The organism is Curtobacterium flaccumfaciens UCD-AKU, assembly GCF_000349565.1.
In the GTDB taxonomy this organism is placed as follows: domain Bacteria; phylum Actinomycetota; class Actinomycetes; order Actinomycetales; family Microbacteriaceae; genus Curtobacterium; species Curtobacterium poinsettiae.
On record NZ_KB714612.1, the window covers coordinates 52295 to 78928 of the forward strand.

Consider the following 26634-nt stretch of genomic DNA (forward strand, 5'->3'; position numbering starts at 1 on the left):
CGTCACGTGCGGTCAGACAGACCGAGGCCCGGGTCGGCGATCGGCTGGAGGTGAGAGGATTCGCTCGCGTCCGCACTGCCGCGGCGTCCACGACTTGCGTGTCGTGCGCGGATATCGATTTCAAACAAGACCGAGTCGGCCTTGCTGTGAGGTGGCCCCAGTGGTCTTGTTGGAAGCGGAACGTGCAGGCTCCCTGCGGCGCGAGCTGGAAGCCGCGCGTGCGGACGGCCACGCGCGCACACGGCTGGAACCGTTCCCGAGCCGCGCGGGCGCACGGTGGCTGCTCCGGCTCGCGTTCGCCGTCCCGTTCCTGATCCTCGCCGTCGTCAGCGCCGACCCCACCGTGGCCGACGTCACCGTCAACCGCTCCGTCGTGGACCACGTCGCGACACTGAGTTGGGACCGGGCGGACGTCTCGTGGCTCAGTGAGCTCTACCCGCCGCTGGGCACGGTCCTGGTGCGGCTCATCCCCGGTGGCGCCGCCGGCCTCGCGGCGGCCGGGGCCCTGGTCGCCGGGATCCTGCTGCAGCAGTTGCTCGAGGCCATGGTCCAGCGACGCTTCCCCTGGTGGAAGAGCACGGTCTTCCTCGTCGCGATCGGCGCGAACCCGCTCTTCGCGTACACCGCCACGGGCAACTTCGAAGCGCTCCTCGGCATCGCACTGTTCGGGATCGGCGCGATCAACATGGTCCGCTTCGTCTCCAGCCGGAACACCAAGGCGGGCTTCGAGTCCGGGATCCTCTTCATGCTCGCGGCGTTGGCGGATGCTTCGGGGCTCGTCCTCGTGGTCGCGGCGGCGATCACCGCCCCACTGCTCTCCGTCGCCCGGCGGAGCGAGTCGGGGGCGCGATGGTCGAACGTGCTCATCGTGCTGTTCCCGACGATCGCGGTCTTCGGGGCGGTGATGTTCCTCGAGGCGCTGTTCGGACGGAACCCGTTGCTGGTGTTCCAGAACGCCGTCCACTACGACCCCGCGCTCTGGGCGCTCGTCCCGGAGCTCGTCACGACACTCAACGGGCTGCTCATCCTCGCCCCGGTCGTGAGTGGTTGCGCCCTGGCGCTGCTGAGCCGGCGCCCCGGCTCGGTCCTGATCTCGGTGTTCGTCTTCGGGGCACTGATCATCGGCTACGTGGGCGGCCTCATCCCGGTGAACTCCGCGGGCAACGTGTTCCTCATCATGACGATGATGGGCATCGCCGTGGTCCCCGCCGCCCGGACCACCCGGGTGAGTGGCCTGATCGCTGCCGTGGGCGCAGCGCAGATCGTGATCGCGTGGGCGGCTGCGTTCAACCGGCCGATCACGCTGCAGTGGATGGCCGCCATCGGTGCATCGCTCGGGTGGTGGTGACGCGTGACGACCCCGCACCCTTCCGGGCTCGGCCGGCACACGGCCACGTCCCGACCCGACGAACTCACCGAACTCGAGGCCTCCGGGATCGACCCGGCGTTGCAGCGCCCCGGATCCGGACAGCGGTACCTCGCCGAGGACTGGATGCCGGTGCGCGTGCTGCAGGACGGGAGCATCCTCGTCCTCACCTCCGGCCGAGCCGACGACGCCACCCTCGGCGATGCGCTGTCCGAGGAGCTCGGGGCTCCGGTCACGTTCGTCTCGGTCGACAGCTGGACGCTCCGCCGTGCCGTGCTGAGCCAGTTCCACGGCGCCGTCGCCGACGCTGCCGCGAACGAACTCCACGACCGGAACCCGACGCTCTCCGCCCGCGTCGTCTTCTCGCGGTCGCAGAAGGCCTCGGGCATCGTCCTCGCCGTGATCGCCGTGGCGTGCGGGATCGTCTGGCCCGTCCAGACCGCCATCGCAGCACTGATCGCAGCGAGCCTCGTGTTCCTCGCGGGGACGGGCTTCAAGTTCGTCGTCGCCACGCAGGGCGCCCGCTACGACGTCGTCGAACGGATCACCGACACCGAGGTCGCCGCTCTGGACGACGCCGACCTGCCCGGGTACACGGTCCTGGTCCCCGTGTTCCGCGAGGCGAACATCGTCGCCCAGCTGATCGACAACCTCGGCGGCCTGGACTACCCGGTACACAAGCTCGAGGTCATCATCCTGACCGAGGAAGAGGACCAGGAGACACGGGACGCGATCGCCGCGGCGAACCCACCGCCGCACTTCCGCGTCATCAGCGTGCCGAAGGGGCACCCGCAGACGAAGCCACGTGCGTGCAACGTCGGGCTCTACGTCGCGACCGGCGACTTCCTCGTGATCTACGACGCCGAGGACACACCAGACCCCGACCAGCTGAAGAAGGCACTGATCGCGTTCGAGCGCGGTGGCGAGGCCACGGTGTGCGTGCAGGCGGCGCTGAACTACTTCAACGCCCGCGAGAACGTCCTCACCCGCATGTTCACGCTGGAGTACTCGTACTGGTTCGACTACATGCTGGCCGGTCTGGACCACGCGTCCCTGCCGATCCCCCTGGGCGGCACGTCGAACCACTTCCGCACGGCATCGCTCATCGAGCTCGGCGGCTGGGACCCCTACAACGTGACCGAGGATGCCGACCTCGGCATCCGGGCGAGCGCCGTCGGGTACCGCGTGGGCGTCATCAACTCCACCACCATGGAGGAGGCCAACACCTCGGTGCCGAACTTCATCCGGCAGCGGTCCCGCTGGATCAAGGGCTACATGCAGACCAGCTTGGTCCACGCCCGTCGGCCGCTCGCACTCGTCCGTGAGATCGGAATCGTCCGGTTCGCGGCGTTCGTCCTGCTCATCGCGGGCACCCCGGCGACGTTCCTCTGCGTGTTGCCGTTCTACGCGCTCACCGCCGTCACGTTCTTCCTGCCACGGGAGACCGTGGACGCACTGTTCCCGGTGTGGGTGCTGTGGCTGTGCCTGTTCAACTTCCTGGTCGGCAACGCGATCATGATCTACCTGTCGATGATGGGCCCGTTCAAGCGCGGGACCTTCCACCTGATCCTCTGGTCGCTCCTGAACCCCGTGTACTGGACGCTGCACTCCATCGCCGCCTACAAGGCGCTCTGGCAGCTCCTGACCCGGCCGCACTACTGGGAGAAGACGGAGCACGGGCTGACGACACAGGGGCCTGCGGCGGACACGACGAGCTGACGCGCAGGCCCTCGGCTCAGCCCACGACGAGCGTTCGTGGCGATCGGGTCCGCGCAAGGGTGACCAGGAGCGCGCCGTAGGCGACCAGGGCAGGCACGAGCATCCACGCTCCGGTCGGGACCATCGAGTAGACGACGAAGAACGCCAGGTAGACGACGAGGTTGATCGCGAGCGTGACCTGCGAAGCCCAGGTCCACATCGCTTTCGTGACGGTGTCGCCCTGATCCTGGAACGACGAGTTCAGCCACGCCCGCGACGTTCCCGAGAGCCAGCTCGATCCGTACCCGAGGAGGAAGAACGCGCCGACCGCCGTCACCACCGTGGTGACGTCCGACGGTCTCGCCACGGCGAGCACCGAAACCGCCAGGAAGCCTGCGGCCAGCGCCACTGCTGAGATCGACGTGGGCACACGGTCGTTCCCGGGGGCCAGATCCTGCGCGCGACTCCGTCGCAGGTTGCTGAGGAGCACGACGAGGCCACCGCATCCGTAGGCGGCGAGCATCCATCCGAACGTGGCTTCACGGAGCTTCACCACCTGGAACACGAGGGGCGTCTCGATGATGTTGAGGATCGCGCCCGCGATGAGCAGGAGCATCCACAGCCGCGTGGCGGGTTGTCGCCAGGCCCACAGATCCGCCCCTTCCACACGGACCAGGGCTGCGAATCCCGGCAAGCGGAACCAGCTCCCCGTGCGCAGTTCGGTCGCCGTCCTCCCGCCATGATCGCGAGCCGCTCGCAACGCACGTCCGACACCGCCGTGGGCCCACATGGCTGCTCCGACGGCGACGAACGTCAGCGCGTTGCACAGCAGCAGCCACGTCGGCCCGATCACCGGGAGCAGAGACCCTCCCACGGCCGGCGCGACGGCGAGGGTGACTGCCGACGTCGCGCTCACCGAGCGGAGCACCGTCGGCCGCTCGGAAGCAGTGACCGACGAGCTCACGAGCGACAGCAGGAGCGGATTCGCAACCGCACGGACGATCATGCTCGACCCCGCGTACACGTAGACCACCCACAGGTGCTCGACGAAGAACGCCGCTCCGACCGTCATCACGGCCAGGGTGACCTGGCAGCCGATCCACGCCCTGCGGACGCCCTCGATCGGAACGGCTCGAGCGATGTGACCGGCGACGAGCAGTGCCGGGACCGTCTGCGCCAGGAACAACCCCGCGCTCGCCGTCGATCCGGCCTGGGTCTGCACGTAGACGATCAGCGCCAGGTAGGTGAACCAGTTCCCGATCCCGTACGTCAGCGACACGAGGGGGAAGAAGACGCGCAGGGGCATCGCTCTCCTCCTCACCTCCGCCGAGCCCCGCAGCCGCCGCCGACGTCCCAGCCGGCGTTGGGGCACCTCGGGTTGAGACGACAGTAGGACGCCTGCTCGCGCCTTCCCATGAGGGAGTGGAAAGGGAACCCCACGTGCAGAGCGGTCGAGCGGGAGGATGCAGCCCCTCCCCACTTGCGCCACACTTGCCACGACATGCGCACTCCGTTCCTCCACGCCCGCCGCGGCCTTCGACGCAGCACACTGGTCATCGGCGTCGCCGTCGTGGCCCTCGTGTCACTCACGGCCTGTTCTGATCACCCGACGCCGGAGGAGAGCGACAAGGCGTCCTCCCGCTGGATGCAGGGCGTGCAGGACCGATGGGCCGGACAACCCGGCGGACTCGGCAGCGGTGCCGGCACCAACGATTCATCCAGCCGGCTCTCCCTCGGCACCGACGGAGCCGGGGACCGTGCGCGGATCCGCGTCTCGGTCACCTGCCAGGGTGACGAAACCGTGCAGATGGCCGTGTGGGCCGGACGCATCGGTGCGAACGGGTCGGAGACGGGCAAACGACTCACGTCACGCTCCGTCCACTGCGGACACGACGAGGACCTGTACGTGGTCACGTCGAGCGCTGCGATCACGATCGGCCCGACCGCTGGCGACGGCACCGTCGGCTGGTACGCGGCGGCCTACAGCGACCTCGCTGCGCGCACGCGCTGAGCTCGCGCCACGATCGGCGATCAGACGCCTCTGGCGAGGTACGCTCACCTCGTGAACGGTCCCCACCCTGATCTCGTCGCAGACATGAGAACACTCGTCGATCGGTACGGCTGGGGAATCCAACACGTCCTACCGAACGTCGATACTGACGAAGCACCGTTCTCCTACACGGTCGGGCTCACCGCCCGAGGATGGCCCGAGCTCATCATCACAGGGCTGCCGGCAGACGTCGCGCAACAGTTCATCCGCAACGGAGTCGACGAGCAGCAGGAGCACGGACCGTTCCAGGCGGGCGACCGGACCGAAGAGCTGACGGAGTCAGGCTTCGTTCTGTTCACGGAGGCGGAAGACGTTCACGGCATGACCGTGACGGCGGCCATCGTCGGGTCGTTCACTGCGCTGCAGATGGTGTGGCCCGACTCTCACGGGCGCTTCCCCTGGGATGACGGACATCGCAACCCGAAGAACGCGCAACCGCTCCTCGGAGCAAAGCCATCGGGCGGCAGTCCGCTCGCCTGAAGGGCGGATACGATCGTGCGCGCATCCTGATCCAGCGAGGGCAACGGGTGTTCGAGGGGGAAAACGTCGTGGTGCGTCAACAGGGGCACGTGGGTCCCGGATCGTCTGCCAGACGCACGCTCGCGGTCGGTCTGGCGATCGCCGTGTCGGCAGCAGCTCTGGGCCTGGAACGACGGGATCGACCGGGTCGCCGTCGGGCGACTGGATCCGCGCATCCACGTCACGTACTGGAGCTTCGACGGCGACACCGAGGACGCAGCCGAGCGGCGCGAACGGCGAGCACGGCGGGCGAGTGCGGTCGACCTGCAGCAGGCCGGGATCGACATGCTCAACTACAACTCGTACTACCTGTACGAGGTGCCGACGGACCTCGACCCGGCCGACAGCGAGTACACCGTCGCCGATCTCCGCGAGAACTGGTCACTCCGGACGTGGGACGGCGACTCCGGTTCGCTGCTCGCGGCTCCGATGTCGGGCGCCGCCGTCGCGATCTGGGGTGAGGACCTCGAGGACCCGCCATCTGACGCGCTCCTGCGGTGGAGCGCACCGCACGTGACGGCGATGATCGAGACCGCAGCCTCCTGACGGACGCGTGTCGTGCCTCCAGGCCGATCGCCGGACCCGCCGGACCCACCGCCTGCCTACCCCAGCGGCTCCACGCCGTAACTGGTGACCACCGCACGCAACTCGTCCAGGTACGCCTGCGCCTGCACGGTGAGGGGAACCGAGGCGTGCGCGATCCAGCCGATCTCGATGCGTTCGTCGACGTCGAGGGGGATGGCGACGATCTCGGGGTCGAGGTCGTCGCTGATGAGTCCGGTGGAGATCGTGTACCCGCCCAGGCCGATCATGAGGTTGAAGATCGTCGCCCGGTCCGAGACGCGGATCTCCCGCTTGCTCGACATCGTCGACAGGATCTCCTCCGCCAGGTAGAAGGAGTTGTTCGCACCCTGGTCGAACGTGAGCCGAGGCAGGTCGGCGAGGTCCTCGAGGGTCGCACGCTCCCGTGACGCGAGCGGGTTCCGCTTGGCCACGAAGATGTGCGGCTGCGCGACGAACAGCGGTGTGAACACGACGCCGGCGTCCCGCAGCAGCTTGCCGAGCACCTGCTTGTTGAAGTCGTTGCGGTAGAGGATGCCCACCTCGCTGCGCAGGGTGCGGACGTCCTCGATGATGTCCCAGGTGCGTGTCTCACGGAGTGAGAACTCGTACTCGTCCGCAGCCGCTGCTTCGACCATGCGGACGAAGGCCTCCACCGCGAACGAGTAGTGCTGGGCGGACACCCCGAGCAGCCGACGCGACCGCTGGCCGCCGACGTACCGCTGCTCGAGCAGGGAGACCTGCTCGACGACCTGCCGGGCGTACCCGAGGAACTCGACGCCGTCGACGGTGAGCACGACCCCTCGGGCCGACCGGGTGAACAGCGGGCGCCCGATCCGCGTCTCCAGGTCCTTCATCGCCGCGGACATCGTCGGCTGCGACACGTAGAGCAGGTCGGCCGCGGCGCTGATCGAGCCCTCCGTCGCGACCTCGATGAAGTACCGGAGCTGCTGCAGGGTGATGTCGTTCGAGACCCGGGCCATAGGCCGAGGCTATACCAGTGCATAGCGTCTCGGTATTACCTGATGACCCATGAATCCCGCGATGATCGAGGCACCCCTTCCCCAGAGCCCGCGGGCGCTCGACGAACAGATTGCCGACCATGGCGAACGACCTCACCTTCAGCATCACCCGGACCCGGTTCGACGAGGACTACTCCCCCGCCGACAGCTCCCGGCTGACCACGAACTTCGCCAACCTGGCGCGCGGCGAGCGCCGTCAGCAGAACCTCCGTGCTGCGCTGGCGATGATCGACGGGCGCGCGAACGAGCTGGCCGCGGCGCACGACCGCTACCGTCTGCAGCTCGACATCGTCTCGGTGGCGCTGGAGTTCTCAGACGGTGGTTCGGACGCGCAGTTCCCGTTGCTCGAGATGCTCGACGTCACGATCGTCGACGAGCACACCGGCGAGCGCCACCGCGGGATCCTCGGCAACAACTTCTCGTCGTACTTGCGCGACTACGACTTCTCGGTGCTGCTGCCGTCGTCCCCGGGCTTGCCGTCTGACTTCGGGGCGCTGCACGGGGCACTCTTCCAGCGCTTCCTGGAGTCCTCCGCGTTCCACTCGAATTTCAGTGCCGAGCCCGTCGTCTGCATCAGCGTCTCGACGAGCCAGACCTACCGCCGGAACGGGTACGTCCACCCGATCCTGGGCGCCGAGTACGAGCACGAGCACTCCTCGCTCACCGACGACTACTTCGGCCGGATGGGCATGCGGGTCCGGTACTTCCAGCCAGCCGGGGCGGCTGCTCCGCTCGCGTTCTACACGCGCGGCGACCTGACCGGCGACTACACGGACCTCCAGCTCATCGGCACGATCGCAACCATGGAGACGTTCCAGAAGATCTACCGCCCGGAGGTCTACGCCGCGAACACCCCGGCCGGCAGCACCTACCGCCCCACCCTCGACCACACCGACTTCACGCCGACCCCGGTGACGTACGACCGCGAGGAGCGCAGCCGCCTCGGGATCACGCAGGGCCGGTGGACCGAGGAGCACCTGGTGCGGCCGCACCACGCACGCCTCGCCCGGTGGGCTGACCTCGCCCTCGCGCGCTGACTCCCTCTGCCCTTCGACTGACTGGACCGTCACACCCATGCGTTCTCTCCTCCCCACCTCGATCGTCGGCAGCCTGCCGAAGCCGTCCTGGCTCGCCGAGCCCGAACGGCTCTGGTCCCCCTGGGAGCTGCAGGGCGCAGCACTGACCGAGGGCAAGCAGGACGCCCTCCGCTCCGCCGTCCACGAGCAGGAGCGCCGTGGCATCGACATCGTCAGCGACGGCGAGCAGACCCGCCAGCACTTCGTCACGACGTTCATCGAGCACCTGGACGGCGTCGACCTGGAGCGCAAGGAGACCGTCCGCATCCGCGACCGCTACGACGCGGCCGTCCCGACCGTCGTCGGTGCCGTCAGCCGTCGGGCGCCCGTGTTCGTGGACGACGCCCGCTTCCTGCGCGCGCAGACGGACCGGCCGATCAAGTGGGCGCTCCCCGGCCCGATGACGATGATCGACACGCTGTCCGACCAGCACTACAAGAGCCGCGAGAAGCTGGCGTGGGAGTTCGCCACGATCCTCAACCAAGAGGCCCGGGAACTGCAGGATGCCGGCGTCGACATCATCCAGTTCGACGAGCCCGCCTTCACGGTCTTCCACGACGAGGTGCAGGACTGGGGCGTGGCCGCGCTCGAGCGTGCAGCCGAGGGCCTGCGCGCTGAGACCGTCGTGCACATCTGTTACGGCTACGGCATCGAGGCGAACAACAAGTGGAAGGAGACCCTCGGCGCGGAGTGGCGGCAGTACGAGCAGTCCTTCCCGCTGCTGCAGCAGTCGTCGATCGACATCGTCTCGCTCGAGTGCATCCACTCGCACGTTCCGCTTGAACTCGTCGAGCTGATCCGCGGCAAGAAGGTCATGCTCGGGGCGATCGACGTGGCGACCGAGACCGTGGAGACCCCGGAAGAGGTCGCGGAGGTGCTGCGTCGGGCGCTCGAGTTCGTCGATGCGGACAAGCTCATCCCGAGCTCCAACTGCGGGATGGCACCCCTGGCGCGGGGCGCGGCGCTGGACAAGCTCGGTGCGCTGTCCGCTGGAGCAGACATCGTGCGGGCTGAGCTCGTGGGCACGGCGGTCCCGTCGGCGCGCTGACCGCTGCGAGACACCACGGCGGCTCTCTTCCGGAAGGAGGCGGGCCGCCGTTCGTGTTGCGTCCGCCGCGTGGGCGGCTTTCGGTCCGGCCTGGAGGCGCGGCTGCGGTTGCGCCGACGAGGCACGTTGGCACCGGGGTGCCGACCACGACAGGGCGTCTCTCCGTCACCATCGGCGCTCGGGTCCTGACCGCCCACCAGGGGGACGGCGTCTGCGAAGCGTCAGACTCGAGGGCGTTGACTACGGTCATGATCACCAAGGGCGTCATCCACCAGGTCGAGAGTGCGACTGTCCGAGATCGCAACGGCGTATCAGTCGGCAAGGTCGTGCAGGTGTTCCCCTCCGAGGAGGACGGCAGTGCGGCCTACGTCTGTGTCGCGACCGGACTGCTCGGGCGTCACCAGGCGCTCGTCCCCGCCGACGACGCCACGTTCGACGGCACGGACGTGCACGTCGGGTACACGAAGGACGCGATCAAGGGCGCGCCGTCCCTCGGAGCCGGACGCACCTTGTCCCCCGCCGAGGCGAACGCCGTCCGCGGACACTTCGGGCTGTCCCGCACCGGCGCTGCGACCGGCGACATGGGCGACCCACACGAGAACCTCGACCAGGCCGGGACAGGTCTTGCGGGCGCGGACGACACCGAAGGCGCAGGGACGACACCGCCGGCCTGAACGTCACCGGGGTGAACGGCGCCGAGACCATGGCTATCGCCCACACCAAGCAAGGCAGCGGCCGGTCCGCTGGCGGGTGCGTGTTCCCTCGATGATGCGCGCTCCTCTGAGCGTGGCCGACGCGGGTTCCTCGGAGGAGCATGCCCGTCTTCGTCCGACGTCGGCTCCGCGGCCATCGCTCACGCGCAGCACCGCGATGAGGCTGTTGCGAACCCCCACCTCGTCGCAGTGCGGTCACGTGTCATGGGAAGTCACCCTCCGACACACATCGACACACCCCTTCTCGCGGGCGTTCGGCGATGCCACAGTCTCGCGATGGCACACATCTGGACGGGGCCGTCCGGTGCCACACCACGCCACAGGTAGCAACCCAGACCACGAAGGAGTCCTCGTGACGATCAGCAACCAGACCGCCGACAGCACGATCGACGAGGGCGCAGACGACGAGCTCCTCGCCCGCTTCCGACCGATCTTCGACCGCATCGCTGCCGGCGCCTCCGAGCGCGAACGCGACCACCGCCTCCCGTTCGACGAGATCCGCGAACTGGCCGCCGCAGGATTCGGCGCCGTCCGCGTCCCCGTCGCCCACGGCGGAGCCGGGGCGACCCTGCCCCAGCTGTTCCGCCTGCTGACCGAACTCGCCGCCGCTGACAGCAACATCCCCCAGGCGCTCCGCGGCCACTTCGCACTGGTGGAGGATCGGTTGGTCGCCCGGACCGGGGAACGCGAGGGGTGGCTGGACCGCTTCGGCCGCGGTGAGATCGCCGGCAACTCGTGGACGGAAGTCGGGTCAGTGCAGGTCGGCGATGTGGTCACGAAGGTGACCCCGCATCCGGACGGGACGTTCCGGATCACCGGGCAGAAGTACTACTCGACCGGCAGCATCTTCGCCGACTGGATCGACACCTACGCCGAGCGCACGGACACCGGCGAGCGGGTCATCGCGATCGTCGACGCGCACCAGCCCGGGGTCACGCACACCGATGACTGGGACGGGTTCGGGCAGCGCACCACCGGCTCCGGTACCAGCACCTTCGACGACGCCGTCGTGCAGGCCGACGCGGTGATCCCCTTCAACGAGCGGTTCAAGTACCAGACGGCGTTCTACCAGGGCGTGCTGTTGAGCGTCCTCGCCGGGTCCGTGCTCGCAGCCGAACGGGAGATCGCGCGCGAGGTCCGCAACCGCACCCGCGTCTTCTCGCACGGCAACGCCGACACGTTCGCGGCCGATCCGCAGATCCTCCAGGTCGTCGGTGAGGTGTCGGCGGCCGGGTTCGCCGCCACCGCGATTATCGACCGGGCCGCCGCAGCCCTGCAGGGTGCGTACGAGGGAGCGGGGCTCGACACAGCCGAGGACGAGCGCCGCAACGACCGCGCCGAACTCGCGACCGCGCAGGCGCAGGTCGCGCTGACCACGCTGGCGACGACGGCGACCTCGCACCTGTTCGACGCGCTCGCGGCGTCCGGGGTGAGCACGACGAAGAACCTCGACCGGCACTGGCGGAACGCTCGCACCGCAGGCAGCCACAACCCGTGGGTGTTCAAGGCGCGGATCATCGGTGACCACGCGGTCAACGGTGCCGAACCGCCGCGCGTCTGGGCGATCGGTGCGACCCGCACGTCGTGACGCCTGCACCGGAAGCTGGCCGCGTGACTGCACGCGATCTCGTGACACACGACGGACGGGAGGCGCGGNGCCAGCTGGCACCGCGCCTCCTGTCCCGCACACGGTCGCGGACACGCGACGGTGGCGTCGCCACCCTCTACATGTCGTCGATGAGACGGAGCGTGTACCCGTCGGGGACCGTCTGGTGTTCGACGTAGTGCATGAACACCGGCGCAGCCTGGTCAGCCGTGAACAGCTCGGCAGGATGCCGCGGCTCGTGCGCCGCCTGCACGTCGATGGTCTCCGTGAGCGGTTCGGTGAGATCGTGATCACGGCCGACGATGGAGAAGCGGTACTCACCGTCGTCCTCACGGCGGCGCAGCTCCACGCTCATCTTCTCCGCGGTGCCACCGGCCTGCAGGTACGAGTCGCCGTACTCGTCGATGACCGCCTGCGGGCCGGCGCGCCAGGTCTGGTCGTCGATCGGCGCGGAGAAGACGAGCCACGCGAAGTGGTCGTCGTTGTCGAGAAGGCCGAGGCTACGTCGCACCTGGTCCGGGAGCGGTCGGAACGTGTCGTTCAGCACACTGCTGACCGACCCGTTGGTTTTCGTGATGATCAAGGCGGGCTCCTCCACGTGCTCGTCGGCGACAGAGGTGATCGTGATCCGCGCTCCTCTGAGCGTGGCACACGTGGGTTCGTCGGGGCATCACACCCCCCCTGGTCCGACGTTGGCAGCTCGCGGTTCGGCGCTCGCCGAACGGACCATGGCGTCGACGAACGAGATGCCCGCTCGGCCCAGGCTGCGACCGCACGTCCCGAGCCGCGGACCGTCGCTGGACGACTCAGTGGGGCCTGTCGAACGATTTGAGCTCCTGCGGGACTGCGGACACCGAACCGCGTACTCGGATCGGCATCGGGACGAGCTGTTCACCGACGGTCAAGTCCGGGTCAAGGAGGATGCGGACCGCCAGGGCCCCCATCTCCTCGTACGGCAGCGCCGCGGTGGTCAGGGTCGGTTCGAGGTACAACGCGATGTCGTCGTCGTCGAAGGAAACGACTGAGACGTCCTCGGAGACCCGGAGTCCCGCTTCGGTCAGGGCGCGGTAGACACCGAAGGCGAGCCGGTCGTTCAGGGCGATCACCGCTCCAGGGCGACGGCCGCTGGCGAGCAGGCCCCGCATGGCTTCGTAGCCGTGGTCGGGATCCCACTCGGGCATGTCGATCTCACTGATCGGCACGACGTCGTGGGCCGCGAGGGCCGCCGATATCCCGGCGAGGCGCCGTTCGATCGCGCGGGTGGTCCAAGCCGGGCGGACGGACCGATCGCGGCCGATGATGACGACGTCCTCGGTGTGGCCGGCGTCGAGCAGGAGCCGCACGATCGACTCGCCGCCGGCGTGCTCATCGGCGAGGACGGTGGCGGTCGGACGGGATGCGACTGCGTTGAGCATGACGACGGGGATGTCCGCGTTGATCTCAGGGAGTTCGACGGCGTGCGGTCGGATCGAAGCGTAGATGAGCCCGTCCACCTGGTGGTCGACGAGCACACCGAACGACGAGACGATCCCGGCCTGCTGGTCCTCGGTCTCGGTGATGAAGAGGACGTATCCCTGGCGCTTCGCCTCGGCGAGGGCGCCGCGGATCATGCCCGACCCGAACCGGTCAGTCGTGATGGCCTCGGAGACGAGTCCGATGACACCGGACCGGCGAGTGGTGAGTGACCGTGCAGTGAGGTTCGGTCGGTAACCGAGTTCACCCGCTGCGGCACGGATGCGGGCTGCGGCGTCGACGGAGACGCGCGATGCCGGGTGGGAGTTGAGCACCTGCGAGACGGCTGCCTTGGACAGCCCGACGCGAGCGGCGACGTCGGAGAGCGTCACTCGACGGGCGCTCATCTCGACCTCGTCGTCATTGTTCGCACCTCTCCAGCATACGGGCTTGACAGACCGTGGTGAACCGGTACACCATACGTGATTAACCGGTTCACCATGGCGGTGGACCCCTCGATGATGAGTGGTGGAACCCCGTGCACGACCTTCCCTCGACCGACGGCCAACGCCGCTTCCGGGCAACGGTGCTCCCGTGCTGAGGCTCCCCGACCACTGGGTGTGGGACTTCTGGTTCGCCGACGACGGCGACCGCCACCACGTGTTCTTCCTCCACGCACCGCGGTCACTCGGCGACGAGCACCGTCGACACCGTGCAGCCCGCATCGGTCATGCCGTCTCCGACGACCTCGTCGACTGGGCGATCCTGGACGGACCGTTCGGGCCCGGTCCCGACAACGCGTTCGACGGGACGACGACCTGGACCGGGAGCGTCGTGCGCGGCCAGGACGACCGCTGGCGGATGTTCTACACCGGCACACGGTTCCTCGAGGACGAGCCCGTCCACACCAACATCGAGACGGTCGGGGTCGCCGTGTCCGACGACCTCGTCACCTGGCAGAAGCTGCCCGGCCCTGTGACGCGCTCCGACCCCCGCTGGTACGAGACCCTCGGCAACGACCCCGACGTCGACGGCGCACTCTTCCCGGAAGAGGCCTGGCGCGACCCGTGGGTCCACGAGGACCCCTCTGGCGGCCTCTGGCACATGCTCGTCACCGCCCGCTCCACCGAGGGAGCGCTCGACGACCGCGGAGTCATCGGACACGCGACGTCCACCGACCTCGAGCGCTGGGAGGTACAGCCACCGCTGACCTCACCCGGATCGGGCTTCGTCCACCTCGAGGTACCGCAGGTCGTGCAGGTCGACGGCGCCTGGTTCCTGGTGTTCTCCTGCCCCGCTGACGCCCTCAGCACGGCCAATCCACGCGCCGACGAGACACCGGGCACCTGGTCGGTCCCGATCGACGGGCCCTTCGGTCCGTTCGACGTGACGGATGCCGAGCCGCTGACCGACGTGACGTGCTACTCGGGCCGGATCGTCCGTCGTCGCGACGGCTCACCCGTCCTGATGACCTTCGCGAACGGCCGCGCCGGAGAACCCCTGCCCGGCTTCCTGCACGACCCGGTCGACGTGCACGTCGTCGACGGTCGGCTGGCCCTCCGTCCAGCGACGCCCACGGCCCAGACCCAGACCCAGACCCAGACCCAACCCTGCCCCGCCGACAGCGGTACGGCCGCTCCCTGAGCGCCGTCCCACCGACCGACACCCGATCCCACTCAAGGAGAACCATGCACACCACGTCCCTCGTCCGCCGGACAGGAACGGTCATCGCCCTCGCCGCGGTCGCCGCTGCTGCCCTCACCGGCTGCTCCTCCGGCTCCGCTTCCAGCAGTGCTGCTGGCAGCGGGACCGGCAGCATCGTCGTCTGGGGCCACCAAGGCCAGGACTCCGAGGTCGCGGCCATCCAGAACGCCGTCAAGGGCTTCAACGCGTCGCAGAAGAAGGTGAAGGCGACCCTGAAGCTCATCTCCGGCGACACCTACACCAGCACCGTGACGAACACCCCGACGAACAAGTTGCCGGATGTGCTCGAGATCGACGGCCCGACGCTCGCGAGCTACGTCTACAACGGCAAGCTCACTCCGCTCAGCGACTACGTGTCGAAGTCCACCGTCAGCAACGCCACGAGCGGCTCGATCGCCGAGGGTACCGACAACGGCAAGCTCTACGGCCTCGCGCAGTACAGCTCGGCGATGGGCCTCTACGGCAACAAGAAGCTCCTCAAGGCCGCCGGTGTTCAGCTCCCGACTTCGCCGTCCACTGCGTGGACGCCGGAACAGTTCTCGGCGGCGCTGAAGAAGCTCGCCGCGGCGAACTCCTCAGGGAAAGCGCTCGACCTCACCGAAGCGTCGCTGAACGCCGAGTGGGGCACGTACGGCTTCTCGCCGATGGTCCAGTCTGCCGGGGGAAACCTCGTCCAGGGTGACAAGGCCACCGGTGTGCTGAACTCCGCCGCCTCGGTCAAGGCCCTCGAGGACATCGCGTCCTGGAAGCCCTACGTCGACGCGAACACGGACGGCAACGCCTTCCAGAACGGCCGCGTCGCGCTGAGCCTCAGCGGACACTGGAACTACCCGGCCTACTCGAAGGCGGTCGGCAGCAACCTCGTGGCCCTGCCGCTGCCGAACTTCGGCAAGGGTGAGAAGGTCGGCGCCGGGTCCTGGACCTGGGGCATGAGCTCGGCCACCAAGAACGGCAAGGCCGCAGGTGCCTTCATGGACTACCTGCTCAACGACACCAGCGTCAAGGCGATCACGGACGCGAACGGTGCTCCGGCAGCGACGAAGTCCGTGTTCGACAAGCAGGCCGACTACCAGCCCGGTGGTGCCCTCGCCCTCTGGGGGCAACAGCTCGAGCAGTCCTGCCCCGCCACGGCGATCACGGACTCCTGTATCGCGGTCTACCGACCGGTGACCCCGGGCTACCCGGTCATCACCTCGAAGTTCGCCAGTGCGCTCTCCGCGGTCTGGGGCGGCGCCGACGCGAAGGAGCAGCTGACCACCGCGGCCCAGTCCATCGACCAGGCCTTCTCCGACAGCAACGACTACAAGTGATCGGCGGTGGAGACGTCGGCCTGCCCGACGTCTCCACCGGCACCGCCCCGAACAGGACGACCAGGAGCACCAGTGACCAGCACGACCAGTCCCCAGTCGGATGCCCCGCCGACGCCATCCAGGGCGCGGGAGCACCGCGCTCCCCGACAACTGCGCAAGCAGCGGAGCGGCACCTTCGCCGGTCCGCTGATGGCCCTCCCCGCGATGAGCGGCATCGTCCTGTTCATCGCAGTACCCTTCGTCGCCGCGATCGGGCTGTCGTTCTTCAACGTCCAGATCGGGTCGCCGCGTCCGCCGACGTTCCTCGGGTTCACGCAGTACGTGCGCCTCTTCACCGACCCCGTCGAGGCGCCGCAGTTCTTCCGCGCTCTCGGCAACAACCTCTTCTTCGCCGCGGTCGTCATCCCGGTGCAGACCGGGCTGGCGCTCGTGTTCGCCGTCCTGCTCAACCAGCAGCTCAAGGGCATCAGGTTCTTCCGCACGTTCTTCTTCATGCCCGTCGTCTTCCCCATGGCGCTCGTCGCCGTCATCTGGCGCGTCATCCTCGACCGCAGCGGGGACGGCCTGCTGAACAGCGCGGTCGAGACCGTGACCGGCGGGACCGTCGGCGCGCACAACTGGCTCGGCTCCGGCAACACGGCGATGCTCTCCGTCATCGTCCTGTCGGTCTGGCAGGGCGTCGGCTTCCAGATGGTGATCATCCTCGCGGCGTTGCAGGAGATCCCCGAGGAGCGCTACGAGGCCGCACGACTCGACCGAGCGAACGTCTTCCAGCAGTTCCGCTACATCACCGTGCCCGGCGTCCGGAACACCCTGATCTTCGTCGTGCTGCTCACGACGATCTTCGCCTTCCGGGTCTACGACCAGGTGTACATCCTGATCACCACCGCCGGCGGGAACGAGAACGCCCTCCGCACGGTCCTGTACCAGGCGACGAACGCGATCCTCGCCGAGAACAGCGTCGGCCAGGCTGCCGCCATCTCGGTGGTCCTCTTCCTGATCATCGTCGTCATCACCCTCGTCCAGCGAGCCGTCCTGCGCCAGAGGAGCGAAAGTTGAGCACCATCCGACCCACCCGCAAGCGACTCTCGAAGGCCGGCTCCTACGCCATCCTCATCGTGATGTCGGCGGTCATGTTCTCGCCGATCTACTACCTGCTGATCGGCAGCTTCAAGCCGAGCTCCGAGGTCCTCGACGGCTTCACCGGCTTCCTCCCCATCCACCTGTCGCTCCAGAACTACCTCGGGGTCTTCAAGGCCCTCGACTCGGACGCGACGGGGTACTTCTGGCGGTTCATGGGCAACTCCGTCGCCATCTCGCTGGTCATCGTGCTCGGCGGGCTCGTCGTGAACTCGATGGCGGGCTACTCCTTCGCGCGCCTGCAGTGGCGCGGCAAGAACGCGGTGTTCGTCATCGTCGTCCTGCTGATCATCGTGCCGTTCGAGTCCGTTGCGGTCCCGCTGCTGTTCCTGCTGAACGGCCAGCGCGACACCCTGTTCGTGCAGATGATCCCGTTCGTGGCGAACGCGTTCTCGATCTTCTTGTTCTACACGTTCTTCCTCAACCTGCCGAAGAGCATCGAGGAGGCCGCGCGCCTGGACGGTCTCGGGGCATTCGGCACGTTCGCCCGGGTCGTCGTCCCGAACGCCAGACCGGTCTTCGCGACCGTGGCCATCCTCACGTTCCTCAGCTCGTGGGGGTCGTACCTCTGGCCGTCGATCGTGACGTCCGATCCGACCGCCCGCCCGCTCCCGCTCGAGATGAGCGTGTTCTCCGGCCAGACGCCGGTCGACTGGGGACAGACGTTCGCCTTCGGGACCCTGCTGGTGCTGCCGGTCCTGATCGTCTTCCTCGCGTTCCAGCGGTTCTTCATCCAGAGTGTCGCCGGTTCGGCCGTCAAGGGATGACGCTCGCCTGCTCGAGTCGAGGTGGAACCGGTCGGTCGCAGACGCCCCTTCCGAGCTGAACCTCGACGGGGGTGCCAGCAAGCCTCTCGGGCGGCGGGGCCGGTGAACGAAGGACGCCCCGCCGGCCGAAGCCAGCGGGGCGTCCCCGTCGAGTCAGTCCAGGATCAGAAGTCCCAGTCCTCGTCCTCAGTGTTCACGGCCTTGCCGATGACGTACGACGAGCCGGACCCCGAGAAGAAGTCGTGGTTCTCGTCCGCGTTCGGCGACAGGGCGGAGAGAATGGCCGGGTTCACGTCCGTGATGTTCTTCGGGAACATCGGCTCGTAGCCCAGGTTCATCAGCGCCTTGTTGGCGTTGTAGTGCAGGAACTTCTTGACGTCCTCGGTCAGACCGACCTCGTCGTAGAGGTCCTGCGTGTACTGCACCTCGTTCTCGTACATCTCGAACAGCAGCGAGAACGTGTAGTCCTTGAGCTCGTCGCGCTCGGCCTGCGTGAGGGTCTCGAGGCCCTTCTGGTACTTGTACCCGATGTAGTACCCGTGGACGGCTTCGTCACGGATGATCAGGCGGATCAGGTCGGCGGTGTTCGTGAGCTTGGCACGCGACGACCAGTGCATCGGCAGGTAGAAGCCCGAGTAGAACAGGAACGACTCGAGCAGCGTCGAGGCGACCTTGCGCTTCAGCGGGTTGTCGCCCTGGTAGTAGTCCATCACGATGGACGCCTTCTTCTGCAGGTTCGGGTTCTCCTCGGACCAGCGGAAGGCCTCATCGATCTCACGCGTCGACGCGAGGGTCGAGAAGATCGACGAGTAGGACTTGGCGTGCACCGACTCCATGAACGCGATGTTCGTGTAGACGGCTTCCTCGTGCGGGGTGATCGCGTCGGGGATGAGCGACACGGCGCCGACGGTGCCCTGGATGGTGTCGAGCAGGGTCAGACCGGTGAACACGCGCATGGTCAGGGTCTGCTCGGCCGGCGTCAGCGTGTTCCACGACTGCACGTCGTTCGACAGCGGCACCTTCTCGGGCAGCCAGAAGTTGTTGACGAGACGGTTCCAGACCTCGACGTCCTTGTCGTCCTGGATGCGGTTCCAGTTGATGGCCTGGACCCGATCAATGAGCTTCAGCTTCTCGACCAACGTGTGTTCCTTACAGAGATGGTGACTAAGTGACGGACTGGAGGCGCGGTGCGGGTTGGCACCGCGCCTCCAGGGAGCAGAGCGGCAGCTCTACAGCATGCAGCTGACGCAGCCCTCGACCTCCGTGCCCTCCAGCGCGAGCTGGCGGAGACGGATGTAGTAGATCGTCTTGATGCCCTTGCGCCATGCGTAGATCTGCGCCTTGTTGATGTCACGCGTGGTGGCGGTGTCCTTGAAGAACAGCGTCAGGGACAGGCCCTGGTCCACGTGCTGCGTCGCGGCGGCGTACGTGTCGATGATCTTCTCCGCACCGATCTCGTACGCGTCCTGGTAGTAGTCCAGGTTGTCGTTCGTCATGAACGGCGCCGGGTAGTAGACGCGGCCGAGCTTGCCTTCCTTGCGGATCTCGATCTTCGACGCGATCGGGTGGATCGACGACGTCGAGTGGTTGATGTACGAGATCGAACCGGTCGGCGGGACGGCCTGCAGGTTCTGGTTGTAGATGCCGTGCTCCTGGATGGACGCCTTCAACGCCTTCCAGTCATCCTGCGTCGGGATCGTGATGTTCGCGTTGTCGAACAGCGAGGCAACGCGAGCCGTCGCGGGGGTCCACGTCTGGTCGGTGTACTTGTCGAAGAACTCACCCGATGCGTACTTCGAGTCGCGGAAGCCGTCGAAGGTCTCGCCGGTCTCGATCGCGATCTTGTTCGACGCACGAAGGGCGTGGAACAGCACCGTGTAGAAGTAGATGTTCGTGAAGTCGATGCCCTCTTCGGAGCCGTAGTAGACGCGCTCACGAGCGAGGTAACCGTGCAGGTTCATCTGGCCGAGGCCGATGGCGTGCGACTTGTCGTTGCCGTCCTCGACGGAACGCACCGAGGTGATGTGCGACATCTGCGAGACCGAGGTCAGGCCGCGGATGGCGGTCTCGATGGTCTTGCCGAAGTCGGGCGAGTCCATCGTCAGCGCGATGTTCAGCGAGCCGAGGTTGCAGGAGATGTCCTTGCCGATCTCCTTGTAGGACAGGTCCTCGTTGAAGGTCGTCGGGGTGTTGACCTGCAGGATCTCCGAGCACAGGTTGGACATGTTGATCCGACCCTTGATCGGGTTGGCCTTGTTCACCGTGTCCTCGAACACGATGTACGGGTAGCCCGACTCGAACTGGATCTCGGCGATGGTCGTGAAGAAGTCACGCGCCTTGATCTTCGTCTTCTTGATGCGCGAGTCGTCGACCATCGCGCGGTAGTTCTCGGAGATCGGGACGTCGCCGAAGGGGACGCCGTAGACCTTCTCGACGTCGTACGGCGAGAACAGGTACATGTCCTCGTTGTTCTTCGCGAGCTCGAACGTGATGTCCGGCACGACGACGCCGAGGGACAGCGTCTTGATGCGGATCTTCTCGTCGGCGTTCTCGCGCTTGGTGTCGAGGAACTTCATGATGTCCGGGTGGTGGGCGCTGAGGTAGACCGCGCCGGCACCCTGACGCGCACCGAGCTGGTTCGCGTAGGAGAAGGAGTCTTCCAGCAGCTTCATCACGGGGATGATGCCCGAGGACTGGTTCTCGATCTGCTTGATCGGGGCGCCGGCCTCGCGGATGTTGGAGAGGAGCAGGGCCACGCCGCCGCCGCGCTTCGAGAGCTGCAGCGAGGAGTTGATGCCGCGCGAGATCGACTCCATGTTGTCCTCGATGCGGAGCAGGAAGCAGGAGACGAGCTCGCCGCGCTGTGCCTTCGCCGTGTTGAGGAACGTGGGGGTCGCGGGCTGGAAGCGGCCGGCGACGATCTCTTCGACCAGGTCGATGGCGAGCTGCTCGTTGCCCTGGGCCAGGCCGAGGGCGGTCATGACGACGCGGTCCTCGAAGCGCTCCAGGTACCGCTTGCCGTCGAACGTCTTGAGCGTGTAGCTCGTGTAGTACTTGAACGCGCCGAGGAACGTCTGGAACCGGAACTTCTTCGAGTACGCCAGGTCGTTGAGTCGCTGGATGAAGTCCAGCGAGTACATGTCGATCGTGGCTTGTTCGTAGTACTCGTTCTCGACCAGGTAGTCGAGCCGCTCCTTCAGGTTGTGGAAGAAGACGGTGTTCTGGTTGACGTGCTGCAGGAAGAACTGCTTGGCGGCCTCACGATCCTTGTCGAACTGGATGTTCCCGTCCGCGTCGTAGAGGTTGAGCATCGCGTTGAGGGAGTGGTAGTCCATCCCCGTCTGCGGCGACGTCAGATCGACGTCTGCAACTGCTGCGTCCAAAATGCATCCAATCCTGAGTTGACCGCCGACACGTCGTCAGGGGTCCCGAAGAGTTCGAATCTGTAGAGAAGGGGGACGTTGCACTTCTGTGCGATGACGTCCCCTGCGAGGCCGTACGCCTCGCCGAAGTTCGTGTTGCCACCCACCACCACGCCGCGGATGAGCGAGCGGTTGTGGGCGTCGTTGAGGAACTTGATGACCTGCTTGGGCACTGCCCCGTCGCCGTTGCCGCCACCGTAGGTGGGCAGCACCAGGACGTAGGGCTCGTCCACGTGCAGGAACGGTTCGCTCGGGTAGATCGGGATCCGGTCCGCATCGCGGCCGAGCTTCTCGACGAAGCGTGCGGTGTACCCGGACACGCTCGAGAAGTAGACCAATCGGCTCATGGTGCGCTCCTCGTGGAAAGGTGCGGACAGGCGGACCGGGCGGGCCAGGAGAGGCGAGTCGCGCCTCCCGAGATGCCCTGCCTGCGGGCCCCTTCGGGGCCCGCAGGACGACTACGCCAGTTCGGCGCTGAGGGTCGCGATCTTGTCGGGGCGGAAGCCCGACCAGTGGTCGTCGTCCGTGACGACGACGGGGGCCTGCATGTAGCCCAGGCTCTTGACGTGCTCGAGCGCTGCTTCGTCCGTGGACACGTCGTGCACTTCGTACTCGATGCCCTTGTTGTCGAGGGCCCGGTACGTCGCGGTGCACTGGACGCAGGACGGCTTGGTGTAGACGGTGACGGCCATGTTCTCCCCTGGTTCCTACTGGTTTCTGCTGTGCTGTGGAGGTGGTGCTGATGTCTGTCCGCAGTCGTGTCCGGGAGGGGCCGCTGCGATGTCTCCACACTACATCTAGTGGCTAGCCGCAGCACCGACCACAAGAGGGAGTGTTACAGCCGTGTAGTTCTCCACAACGCCCTCCACAGTCTGTGGATTCCCGGGAGGCCCGAGTTTCCGCCAGTCTGCGGCCGGCCACCGACACTTCCCCACACCGGGGGACAGTCACGATCCACAGATGTGGAATCAGCCCATCGGCGTGTCGCGAAGGCCCCCTCCCCAGGACGGGGGACACCCCGATCCGGCCGGTCCGTACACTCGTCTCGTGAGTACGTACGGGCCCCTCCTGAAGACCCCTGGCGTGGGTCGTGTCATCGCCGCACAGCTCACCGCACGGTTCCCGTTCGGCATGCTGTCGCTGGCCTACCTGCTGCACGTCGAGCACGTGTTCCACTCCTACGGCGCCGCCGGTCTGGTGCTCGCGACGACGAGTGTCGGGCAGGCGCTGGCCGGGCCGCTGACGAGCCGCTGGATGGGCAGCTGGGGCATGCGCCCCGTCCTCATCCTGACGAGCATCGTCGCGCTGGTCAGCATGGTGGTGATCGCATTCGTGGTCATGCCGCTCTGGGGATACGTGGTGGTCGGGTTCCTCGGCGGGCTGGCGGTCCCGCCCGTGCAGCCGGCGGTGCGCACCATCTACCCGAAGATGGTGACGTCGGCGCAGCTCACACCGCTCTTCTCCCTCGACGCCAGCGCGCAGGAGCTCATCTGGGTCGCCGGCCCGGTCATCACCACCTTCGTCGCCACCCAGGTCGGCACGGTCGAGGCGATCGTCGTCGCCATGGTGTTCCTGGTCGTCGGCGGCACGTGGTTCATCGCCTCCCCCGAGCTCGGACGCGTCCGCATCCCCCGTTCGAAGCGCGCCTTCGGTGTCGTGCTGAAGCGCCCCGCCGTCGTCGTTGCCACCCTGACCGGCCTGCTCCTGATCGGGGCGTGCGCCGCGGTCGAGGCGAGCGTCACCAGCGTCTTCGGCGAGGGCAGCCCGAACGCCGGCATCGTCCTCGCGGTGTTCGCGGTCGGCTCGCTCGCCGGTGGCCTGGCGTTCGGCCACCGCCCGATCTCCCGCAACACCCTGTGGACGCGCATGGCCGTCGTGTTCGTCGGCCTCACCCTGGCCCTCGGCGGCACGGGCTTCTGGTGGCTGTGCCTCGCCCTGGTCATCGCGGGTGTGGGCATCGCGCCGGCCCTCGCCGTGATGTTCGGTTCGGTCTCCGCCACCGTCAAGTTCTCCGACACGGCCGAGGCCTACGGCTGGATGGGCACCGGCCAGCTGATCGGCGCGGCCGGCGGTTCGGCGATCGCCGGCTTCCTGATCGACGGCAGCGGCCCCGTCGGCGGCTTCACCGTCGGCGCCGTGATGGCCGGCCTGGGCGTGCTGCTCCCCCTGGCGATGCGGAGCTGGCTGCCCGACCTGCGCGGCCGCGACGCCAGCCCGCTCCCCGACACCGAGCCGGTGCACCTGCCGACCTGAGCGGACGCTTTCGGGCGTACCTGGTCGAATCGGGCGTACCCGGTCGGAAGTTCTGAGCAGGTACGCCCGTTTCCACTCGCCATCGCCGCCGGTATGGGAAGGAACGTGCGCCCGGCGTACGGGTCGCGTTCTCCACAGATTGCCTGGAGGCCCGGCGCGCGCCCGCCAGGCACCGGCAGGATGGGTGCATGGTCACCTCAGTTCCCCTGCGCGACGGCCGCTCGATCCCCGCGATCGGCTTCGGCGTCTACAAGGTCGACGACGCACAGGCCGAGACGGCGGTCGGCCTTGCGCTGGACGCCGGCTACCGGCACGTCGACACCGCCGAGATGTACGGCAACGAGACCGGCGTCGGCAAGGCGATCCGGGCCTCCGGGCTGGACCGTGACGATGTCTTCGTGACGACCAAGGTGTGGAACGACCACCAGGGGCGCGAGCAGACCCTGCGGGCGTTCGACGGAAGCCTCGAGCGACTGGGGCTCGACGCCGTCGACCTCTACCTGATCCACTGGCCGGCCGCCGCGAACGACCGCTACGTCGAGACCTGGCGGGCGCTGGTGGAACTGCGCGAGTCGGCGCGGGCTCGGAGCATCGGCGTCTCGAACTTCCAGGTGCCGCACCTGCAGCGACTCATCGACGAGACCGGCGAGGTACCGGCGCTGAACCAGGTCGAACGGCACCCCTGGCTGCCGCAGCGCGAGCTCATCGCGTTCCACGAGCAGCACGACATCGTCACCGGGGCGTGGTCCCCGCTCGGCCGCGGGCGCCTGATCGACGAGCCGGTGCTGACCGGCATCGCGGACGCGCACGGCGTGAGCGTGGCGCAGGTGCTCGTGCGGTGGAACGTCCAGCAGGGCGTGGTGGTGCTGCCGAAGTCGGTCACGCCCTCGCGGATCCGGTCGAACCTCGACGTGGACGGGTTCGAGCTGACCGACGACGAGCTCGCGGCGATCGCGACACTCGAGTCCGGCCGGCGGACGGGCTCCCACCCGGACACGGTGTCGTAGCGGGCGGGGTACGCACCGGTCAGCCACGGCGAGGGCAAGGTCGTACTGTCGAGGGGTGATCGATCCTCAACAGGCCGCCCGTGAACATCTGCGTCCCGATGAGCACCTGTACTGGGCGGGCACCAGTGACCCGGCCAAGCTCTTCTCGGGCCGCGACGGCTTCCTCATTCCGTTCTCGCTGCTCTGGTGCGGATTCGTCGGCTTCGGCACCGTCAGCGTCCTCCGAGACGGTCAGATCGGGCCAGAGCTCGTCATCTTCCCGCTCTTCCTCGTCCTCGGCCTCCACTTGCTGTTCGGCCGGTTCCTCGTGAAGCTCCACCGGAAGCGGACGACGGTCTACGCCGTGACCGACCGCCGCGCCCTGGTCATCACGGCGCGTGGGACCCGCGACGTCCCGGTGGGCCGATCGGACCGCACGACGCGCTGGTCGGCCGACCGACGGCACTGCACGGTCGAGTGGCAGGAGCAGTTCGGTCCGTTCGCTGGCGTGACCCGCGGTCTGCAGACGCAGATCTACGCGAACACCGGACTCGATGGATTCTTCGGTCCGCAGCTCGTGGCGTTCTGGGACGTCCGCGACGGCGAGGAACTCGTGCGCGCACTCGAGCTCGCGACCCGGTAGCCCGGATCAGCCCCGGCGGTCCTCCTCTGACTGCCACGGCAGGTGCAGGTCGCCCGGTTCGGGCTCCACGTCGCCGGCGTCGTCCGCGCCGCCGGTCCCGGGGGCCGCGATGACCTTGGACGGGTCGATGCCGTCCTCACGCAGGTCGTCGTCGTCACGCTGCTTCGTCTGGGACGCGTCCATCTCGCGCTCACTCGACGGGCTGTACGACGTGTCCGCCGCCCGCTGCTCGCGGCCGCTGACCCCGTCGACGTCGTCGCTGTGCGCCGCGTCGCGGAGCGCATCGTTGCGTGCTCGGTCGTCGGACGGCTCGGGGCCGGGGGCCTTCGGGATGCTGTCGCTCATGGTGTTTCCTCCTGCAGCGGACGCTAGTCCTCGGCCCCGTGTAACGAGTCTGGCTCGGTCCGCTCCCCGCACTCGATGACGCCCCTGGCCCCCGCTACGCTGCCGACGAGGGGGAACGATGCGACGAACACGGACCGCGACGACCGCGGTGATCGGCTCGGCACTGGTGGGGCTGCTGCTCGCCGGGTGCACGGCGTTCGGCGGCGACGAAGCGATCCCGACGCCGACGCGTCAGGCATCACTCGACGGGACGAGCCGGAGCCCGGGAGCCGACCCGACCTCCGCCGCACAGCAGGTCAGCACACCGCAGGTCTTGGCGGCCGGCACGGTCGCCGCCGAGACCGATGTCGTCTCGGCGAGCGGTGACACCCGGATCCACGTGCGGGTCGTCGCGAACGAGAGCGGCACCTTCGACGCCGAGTTGTCCGGCTACCGCACGACGAACCCGCAGTGGATGAGCTTGGAGTTCCGCGGAGGTGACGCTGACGGTGCCGGCGACGCCAGCGGGTACCGTGCCGGAGTCGTCATCTGGGACCCGGAGACCGGCGCTCCGGACTCGGTCGGGCTGTCAGACGCCGGCCCCACTCCGGACTTCCTGCACAGCGTCGCGCTCGTGCCGGCGCCGTCTGATGACGGGGACGATTCCGGACGCACCGGCATCGGCTCCGTGCTCGCAATCGCTCCGTTGCACTGGACGATCCCCGACCCGTACCCGGACCTGCAGGTCGACGTGGGCGCATCGCGGCCCGGGGCGAACGGTTGGGTGCACGAACGTGACGGCGTGCCGGTGTCGTACCAGGTGTCGAGCGACGACGCGCAGGTGACGGTCGCTGAGCGCTTGGGCATCACCGTCGCGCAACTCCGCTGGCTGAACCCGTCGCTGCAGACGGGAGCGGACGACCAGCTCATCACGGACACCGATCTCAACCTGGATCCCGCAGCGCGCTGATCCG

The 26634-nt window shown here is 67.7% G+C and carries 26 protein-coding genes; 17 read left to right on the forward strand and 9 right to left on the reverse strand.

The annotated features are described in order from the left end of the window. Window positions 1-160 precede the first annotated feature (160 nt). Window positions 161-1348 carry a hypothetical protein gene (locus H489_RS27075; RefSeq protein ID WP_017886877.1) on the forward strand — a complete coding sequence of 396 codons (1188 nt, stop codon included), beginning with the start codon at window positions 161-163 and terminating at the stop codon, window positions 1346-1348. A gap of 3 nt (window positions 1349-1351) precedes the next feature. After that, window positions 1352-3085 (forward strand): glycosyltransferase, encoded by a 1734-nt coding sequence (locus H489_RS27080; RefSeq protein WP_017886878.1) that lies wholly within the window; start codon window positions 1352-1354, stop codon window positions 3083-3085. A 16-nt stretch (window positions 3086-3101) separates the two neighbouring features. Here the strand turns inward: H489_RS27080 and H489_RS27085 are convergent, their stop codons facing one another. Beyond that, window positions 3102-4370 carry an MFS transporter gene (locus tag H489_RS27085; RefSeq protein WP_017886879.1) on the reverse strand — a complete coding sequence of 423 codons (1269 nt, stop codon included), beginning with the start codon at window positions 4368-4370 and terminating at the stop codon, window positions 3102-3104. Window positions 4371-4565: 195 nt separating this feature from the next. Here H489_RS27085 and H489_RS27090 point away from each other — a divergent pair, with 195 nt between their 5' ends. The 3 genes from H489_RS27090 (at window position 4566) to H489_RS36780 (ending at window position 6179) form a co-directional block, all read left to right on the forward strand. Then, window positions 4566-5075: a hypothetical protein gene (locus H489_RS27090; protein ID WP_017886880.1), complete on the forward strand. Its 510-nt coding sequence runs from the start codon at window positions 4566-4568 to the stop codon at window positions 5073-5075. A 51-nt stretch (window positions 5076-5126) separates the two neighbouring features. Continuing rightward, the gene (locus tag H489_RS27095) at window positions 5127-5594 is read left to right on the forward strand and encodes a DUF4262 domain-containing protein (RefSeq protein ID WP_146245878.1); all 468 of its coding nucleotides are present in this window, start codon (window positions 5127-5129) and stop codon (window positions 5592-5594) included. Between the two features lie 324 nt (window positions 5595-5918). Next, the gene (locus H489_RS36780; RefSeq protein WP_017886882.1) at window positions 5919-6179 is read left to right on the forward strand and encodes a hypothetical protein; all 261 of its coding nucleotides are present in this window, start codon (window positions 5919-5921) and stop codon (window positions 6177-6179) included. Between the two features lie 56 nt (window positions 6180-6235). Here the strand turns inward: H489_RS36780 and H489_RS27105 are convergent, their stop codons facing one another. Then, window positions 6236-7177: a LysR family transcriptional regulator gene (locus H489_RS27105; protein ID WP_017886883.1), complete on the reverse strand. Its 942-nt coding sequence runs from the start codon at window positions 7175-7177 to the stop codon at window positions 6236-6238. 119 nt (window positions 7178-7296) lie between these two features. Here H489_RS27105 and H489_RS27110 point away from each other — a divergent pair, with 119 nt between their 5' ends. The 4 genes from H489_RS27110 to H489_RS27125 all read left to right on the forward strand — a co-directional run bounded on the left by H489_RS27110 (window position 7297) and on the right by H489_RS27125 (window position 11641). Continuing rightward, complete coding sequence (locus tag H489_RS27110; protein ID WP_017886884.1) at window positions 7297-8253, forward strand: putative oxygenase MesX; 957 nt, start codon at window positions 7297-7299, stop codon at window positions 8251-8253. A gap of 37 nt (window positions 8254-8290) precedes the next feature. Further along, on the forward strand, window positions 8291-9340 hold the full coding sequence (locus H489_RS27115; RefSeq protein WP_017886885.1) for a methionine synthase: 1050 nt from the start codon (window positions 8291-8293) through the stop codon (window positions 9338-9340). 248 nt (window positions 9341-9588) lie between these two features. Further along, complete coding sequence (locus H489_RS27120; RefSeq protein ID WP_017886886.1) at window positions 9589-10014, forward strand: hypothetical protein; 426 nt, start codon at window positions 9589-9591, stop codon at window positions 10012-10014. A gap of 391 nt (window positions 10015-10405) precedes the next feature. Continuing rightward, on the forward strand, window positions 10406-11641 hold the full coding sequence (locus H489_RS27125; protein ID WP_017886887.1) for an acyl-CoA dehydrogenase family protein: 1236 nt from the start codon (window positions 10406-10408) through the stop codon (window positions 11639-11641). A 136-nt stretch (window positions 11642-11777) separates the two neighbouring features. Here H489_RS27125 and H489_RS36785 read toward each other — a convergent pair whose 3' ends face one another. Together H489_RS36785 and H489_RS27130 are read right to left on the reverse strand one after the other, a co-directional pair. Continuing rightward, window positions 11778-12242, reverse strand: a complete 465-nt coding sequence (locus H489_RS36785) for a hypothetical protein (protein WP_152427235.1) — start codon at window positions 12240-12242, stop codon at window positions 11778-11780. 223 nt (window positions 12243-12465) lie between these two features. Further along, window positions 12466-13518, reverse strand: coding sequence for a LacI family DNA-binding transcriptional regulator (locus H489_RS27130; protein ID WP_031259559.1), 1053 nt, complete (start codon window positions 13516-13518; stop codon window positions 12466-12468). Between the two features lie 187 nt (window positions 13519-13705). On the opposite strand from H489_RS27130, the gene H489_RS27135 reads away from it, so the two are divergent. The 4 genes from H489_RS27135 to H489_RS27150 all read left to right on the forward strand — a co-directional run bounded on the left by H489_RS27135 (window position 13706) and on the right by H489_RS27150 (window position 18032). Further along, window positions 13706-14755 carry a hypothetical protein gene (locus H489_RS27135; RefSeq protein ID WP_017886890.1) on the forward strand — a complete coding sequence of 350 codons (1050 nt, stop codon included), beginning with the start codon at window positions 13706-13708 and terminating at the stop codon, window positions 14753-14755. Between the two features lie 44 nt (window positions 14756-14799). Then, window positions 14800-16125 (forward strand): extracellular solute-binding protein, encoded by a 1326-nt coding sequence (locus H489_RS27140; protein WP_017886891.1) that lies wholly within the window; start codon window positions 14800-14802, stop codon window positions 16123-16125. 72 nt (window positions 16126-16197) lie between these two features. Then, window positions 16198-17184 (forward strand): carbohydrate ABC transporter permease, encoded by a 987-nt coding sequence (locus tag H489_RS27145; protein WP_235045669.1) that lies wholly within the window; start codon window positions 16198-16200, stop codon window positions 17182-17184. Next, window positions 17181-18032, forward strand: coding sequence for a carbohydrate ABC transporter permease (locus tag H489_RS27150; protein ID WP_017886893.1), 852 nt, complete (start codon window positions 17181-17183; stop codon window positions 18030-18032). Before H489_RS27145 ends, H489_RS27150 begins: the two co-directional genes overlap by 4 nt. A 164-nt stretch (window positions 18033-18196) precedes the next feature. On the opposite strand, the gene nrdF is transcribed toward H489_RS27150, so the two are convergent. The 4 genes from nrdF to nrdH all read right to left on the reverse strand — a co-directional run bounded on the left by nrdF (window position 18197) and on the right by nrdH (window position 22146). Then, window positions 18197-19171 carry a class 1b ribonucleoside-diphosphate reductase subunit beta gene (gene nrdF, locus H489_RS27155; RefSeq protein ID WP_017886894.1) on the reverse strand — a complete coding sequence of 325 codons (975 nt, stop codon included), beginning with the start codon at window positions 19169-19171 and terminating at the stop codon, window positions 18197-18199. Window positions 19172-19261: 90 nt separating this feature from the next. Then, complete coding sequence (gene nrdE, locus H489_RS27160) at window positions 19262-21367, reverse strand: class 1b ribonucleoside-diphosphate reductase subunit alpha (RefSeq protein ID WP_017886895.1); 2106 nt, start codon at window positions 21365-21367, stop codon at window positions 19262-19264. 17 nt (window positions 21368-21384) lie between these two features. Continuing rightward, on the reverse strand, window positions 21385-21801 hold the full coding sequence (gene nrdI / locus H489_RS27165) for a class Ib ribonucleoside-diphosphate reductase assembly flavoprotein NrdI (RefSeq protein ID WP_031259561.1): 417 nt from the start codon (window positions 21799-21801) through the stop codon (window positions 21385-21387). A gap of 111 nt (window positions 21802-21912) precedes the next feature. Further along, a complete protein-coding gene (nrdH, locus tag H489_RS27170; protein ID WP_017886897.1) occupies window positions 21913-22146 on the reverse strand; it encodes a glutaredoxin-like protein NrdH in 234 nt (77 codons plus the stop codon). 355 nt (window positions 22147-22501) lie between these two features. On the opposite strand from nrdH, the gene H489_RS27175 reads away from it, so the two are divergent. From H489_RS27175 to H489_RS36790, 3 genes are all read left to right on the forward strand, one after another. Then, window positions 22502-23707 (forward strand): MFS transporter, encoded by a 1206-nt coding sequence (locus tag H489_RS27175; RefSeq protein ID WP_031259562.1) that lies wholly within the window; start codon window positions 22502-22504, stop codon window positions 23705-23707. A gap of 188 nt (window positions 23708-23895) precedes the next feature. After that, complete coding sequence (locus H489_RS27180; protein WP_017886899.1) at window positions 23896-24714, forward strand: aldo/keto reductase; 819 nt, start codon at window positions 23896-23898, stop codon at window positions 24712-24714. A 55-nt stretch (window positions 24715-24769) separates the two neighbouring features. Then, on the forward strand, window positions 24770-25336 hold the full coding sequence (locus H489_RS36790; RefSeq protein WP_017886900.1) for a hypothetical protein: 567 nt from the start codon (window positions 24770-24772) through the stop codon (window positions 25334-25336). Between the two features lie 6 nt (window positions 25337-25342). On the opposite strand, the gene H489_RS36795 is transcribed toward H489_RS36790, so the two are convergent. Continuing rightward, window positions 25343-25681 (reverse strand): hypothetical protein, encoded by a 339-nt coding sequence (locus H489_RS36795; RefSeq protein ID WP_017886901.1) that lies wholly within the window; start codon window positions 25679-25681, stop codon window positions 25343-25345. A 118-nt stretch (window positions 25682-25799) separates the two neighbouring features. On the opposite strand from H489_RS36795, the gene H489_RS36800 reads away from it, so the two are divergent. Then, a complete protein-coding gene (locus tag H489_RS36800) occupies window positions 25800-26630 on the forward strand; it encodes a hypothetical protein (protein ID WP_152427236.1) in 831 nt (276 codons plus the stop codon). The last annotated feature ends 4 nt before the right edge of the window (window positions 26631-26634 follow it).

What these genes read in the sequence shown, in the direction of transcription:
- nrdH (WP_017886897.1), bottom strand. Translation starts at nt 22,146, where the DNA reads ATGGCCGTCACCGTCTACACCAAGCCGTCCTGCGTCCAGTGCACCGCG.
- H489_RS27180 (WP_017886899.1), top strand. Translation starts at nt 23,896, where the DNA reads ATGGTCACCTCAGTTCCCCTGCGCGACGGCCGCTCGATCCCCGCGATC.
- H489_RS36795 (WP_017886901.1), bottom strand. Translation starts at nt 25,681, where the DNA reads ATGAGCGACAGCATCCCGAAGGCCCCCGGCCCCGAGCCGTCCGACGAC.
- H489_RS27120 (WP_017886886.1), top strand. Translation starts at nt 9,589, where the DNA reads ATGATCACCAAGGGCGTCATCCACCAGGTCGAGAGTGCGACTGTCCGA.
- H489_RS36800 (WP_152427236.1), top strand. Translation starts at nt 25,800, where the DNA reads ATGCGACGAACACGGACCGCGACGACCGCGGTGATCGGCTCGGCACTG.
- H489_RS27105 (WP_017886883.1), bottom strand. Translation starts at nt 7,177, where the DNA reads ATGGCCCGGGTCTCGAACGACATCACCCTGCAGCAGCTCCGGTACTTC.
- H489_RS27110 (WP_017886884.1), top strand. Translation starts at nt 7,297, where the DNA reads ATGGCGAACGACCTCACCTTCAGCATCACCCGGACCCGGTTCGACGAG.
- H489_RS27090 (WP_017886880.1), top strand. Translation starts at nt 4,566, where the DNA reads ATGCGCACTCCGTTCCTCCACGCCCGCCGCGGCCTTCGACGCAGCACA.
- H489_RS27115 (WP_017886885.1), top strand. Translation starts at nt 8,291, where the DNA reads ATGCGTTCTCTCCTCCCCACCTCGATCGTCGGCAGCCTGCCGAAGCCG.
- nrdI (WP_031259561.1), bottom strand. Translation starts at nt 21,801, where the DNA reads ATGAGCCGATTGGTCTACTTCTCGAGCGTGTCCGGGTACACCGCACGC.
- H489_RS27140 (WP_017886891.1), top strand. Translation starts at nt 14,800, where the DNA reads ATGCACACCACGTCCCTCGTCCGCCGGACAGGAACGGTCATCGCCCTC.
- nrdE (WP_017886895.1), bottom strand. Translation starts at nt 21,367, where the DNA reads ATGGACTACCACTCCCTCAACGCGATGCTCAACCTCTACGACGCGGAC.
- H489_RS27085 (WP_017886879.1), bottom strand. Translation starts at nt 4,370, where the DNA reads ATGCCCCTGCGCGTCTTCTTCCCCCTCGTGTCGCTGACGTACGGGATC.
- H489_RS36780 (WP_017886882.1), top strand. Translation starts at nt 5,919, where the DNA reads ATGCTCAACTACAACTCGTACTACCTGTACGAGGTGCCGACGGACCTC.
- H489_RS27130 (WP_031259559.1), bottom strand. Translation starts at nt 13,518, where the DNA reads ATGAGCGCCCGTCGAGTGACGCTCTCCGACGTCGCCGCTCGCGTCGGG.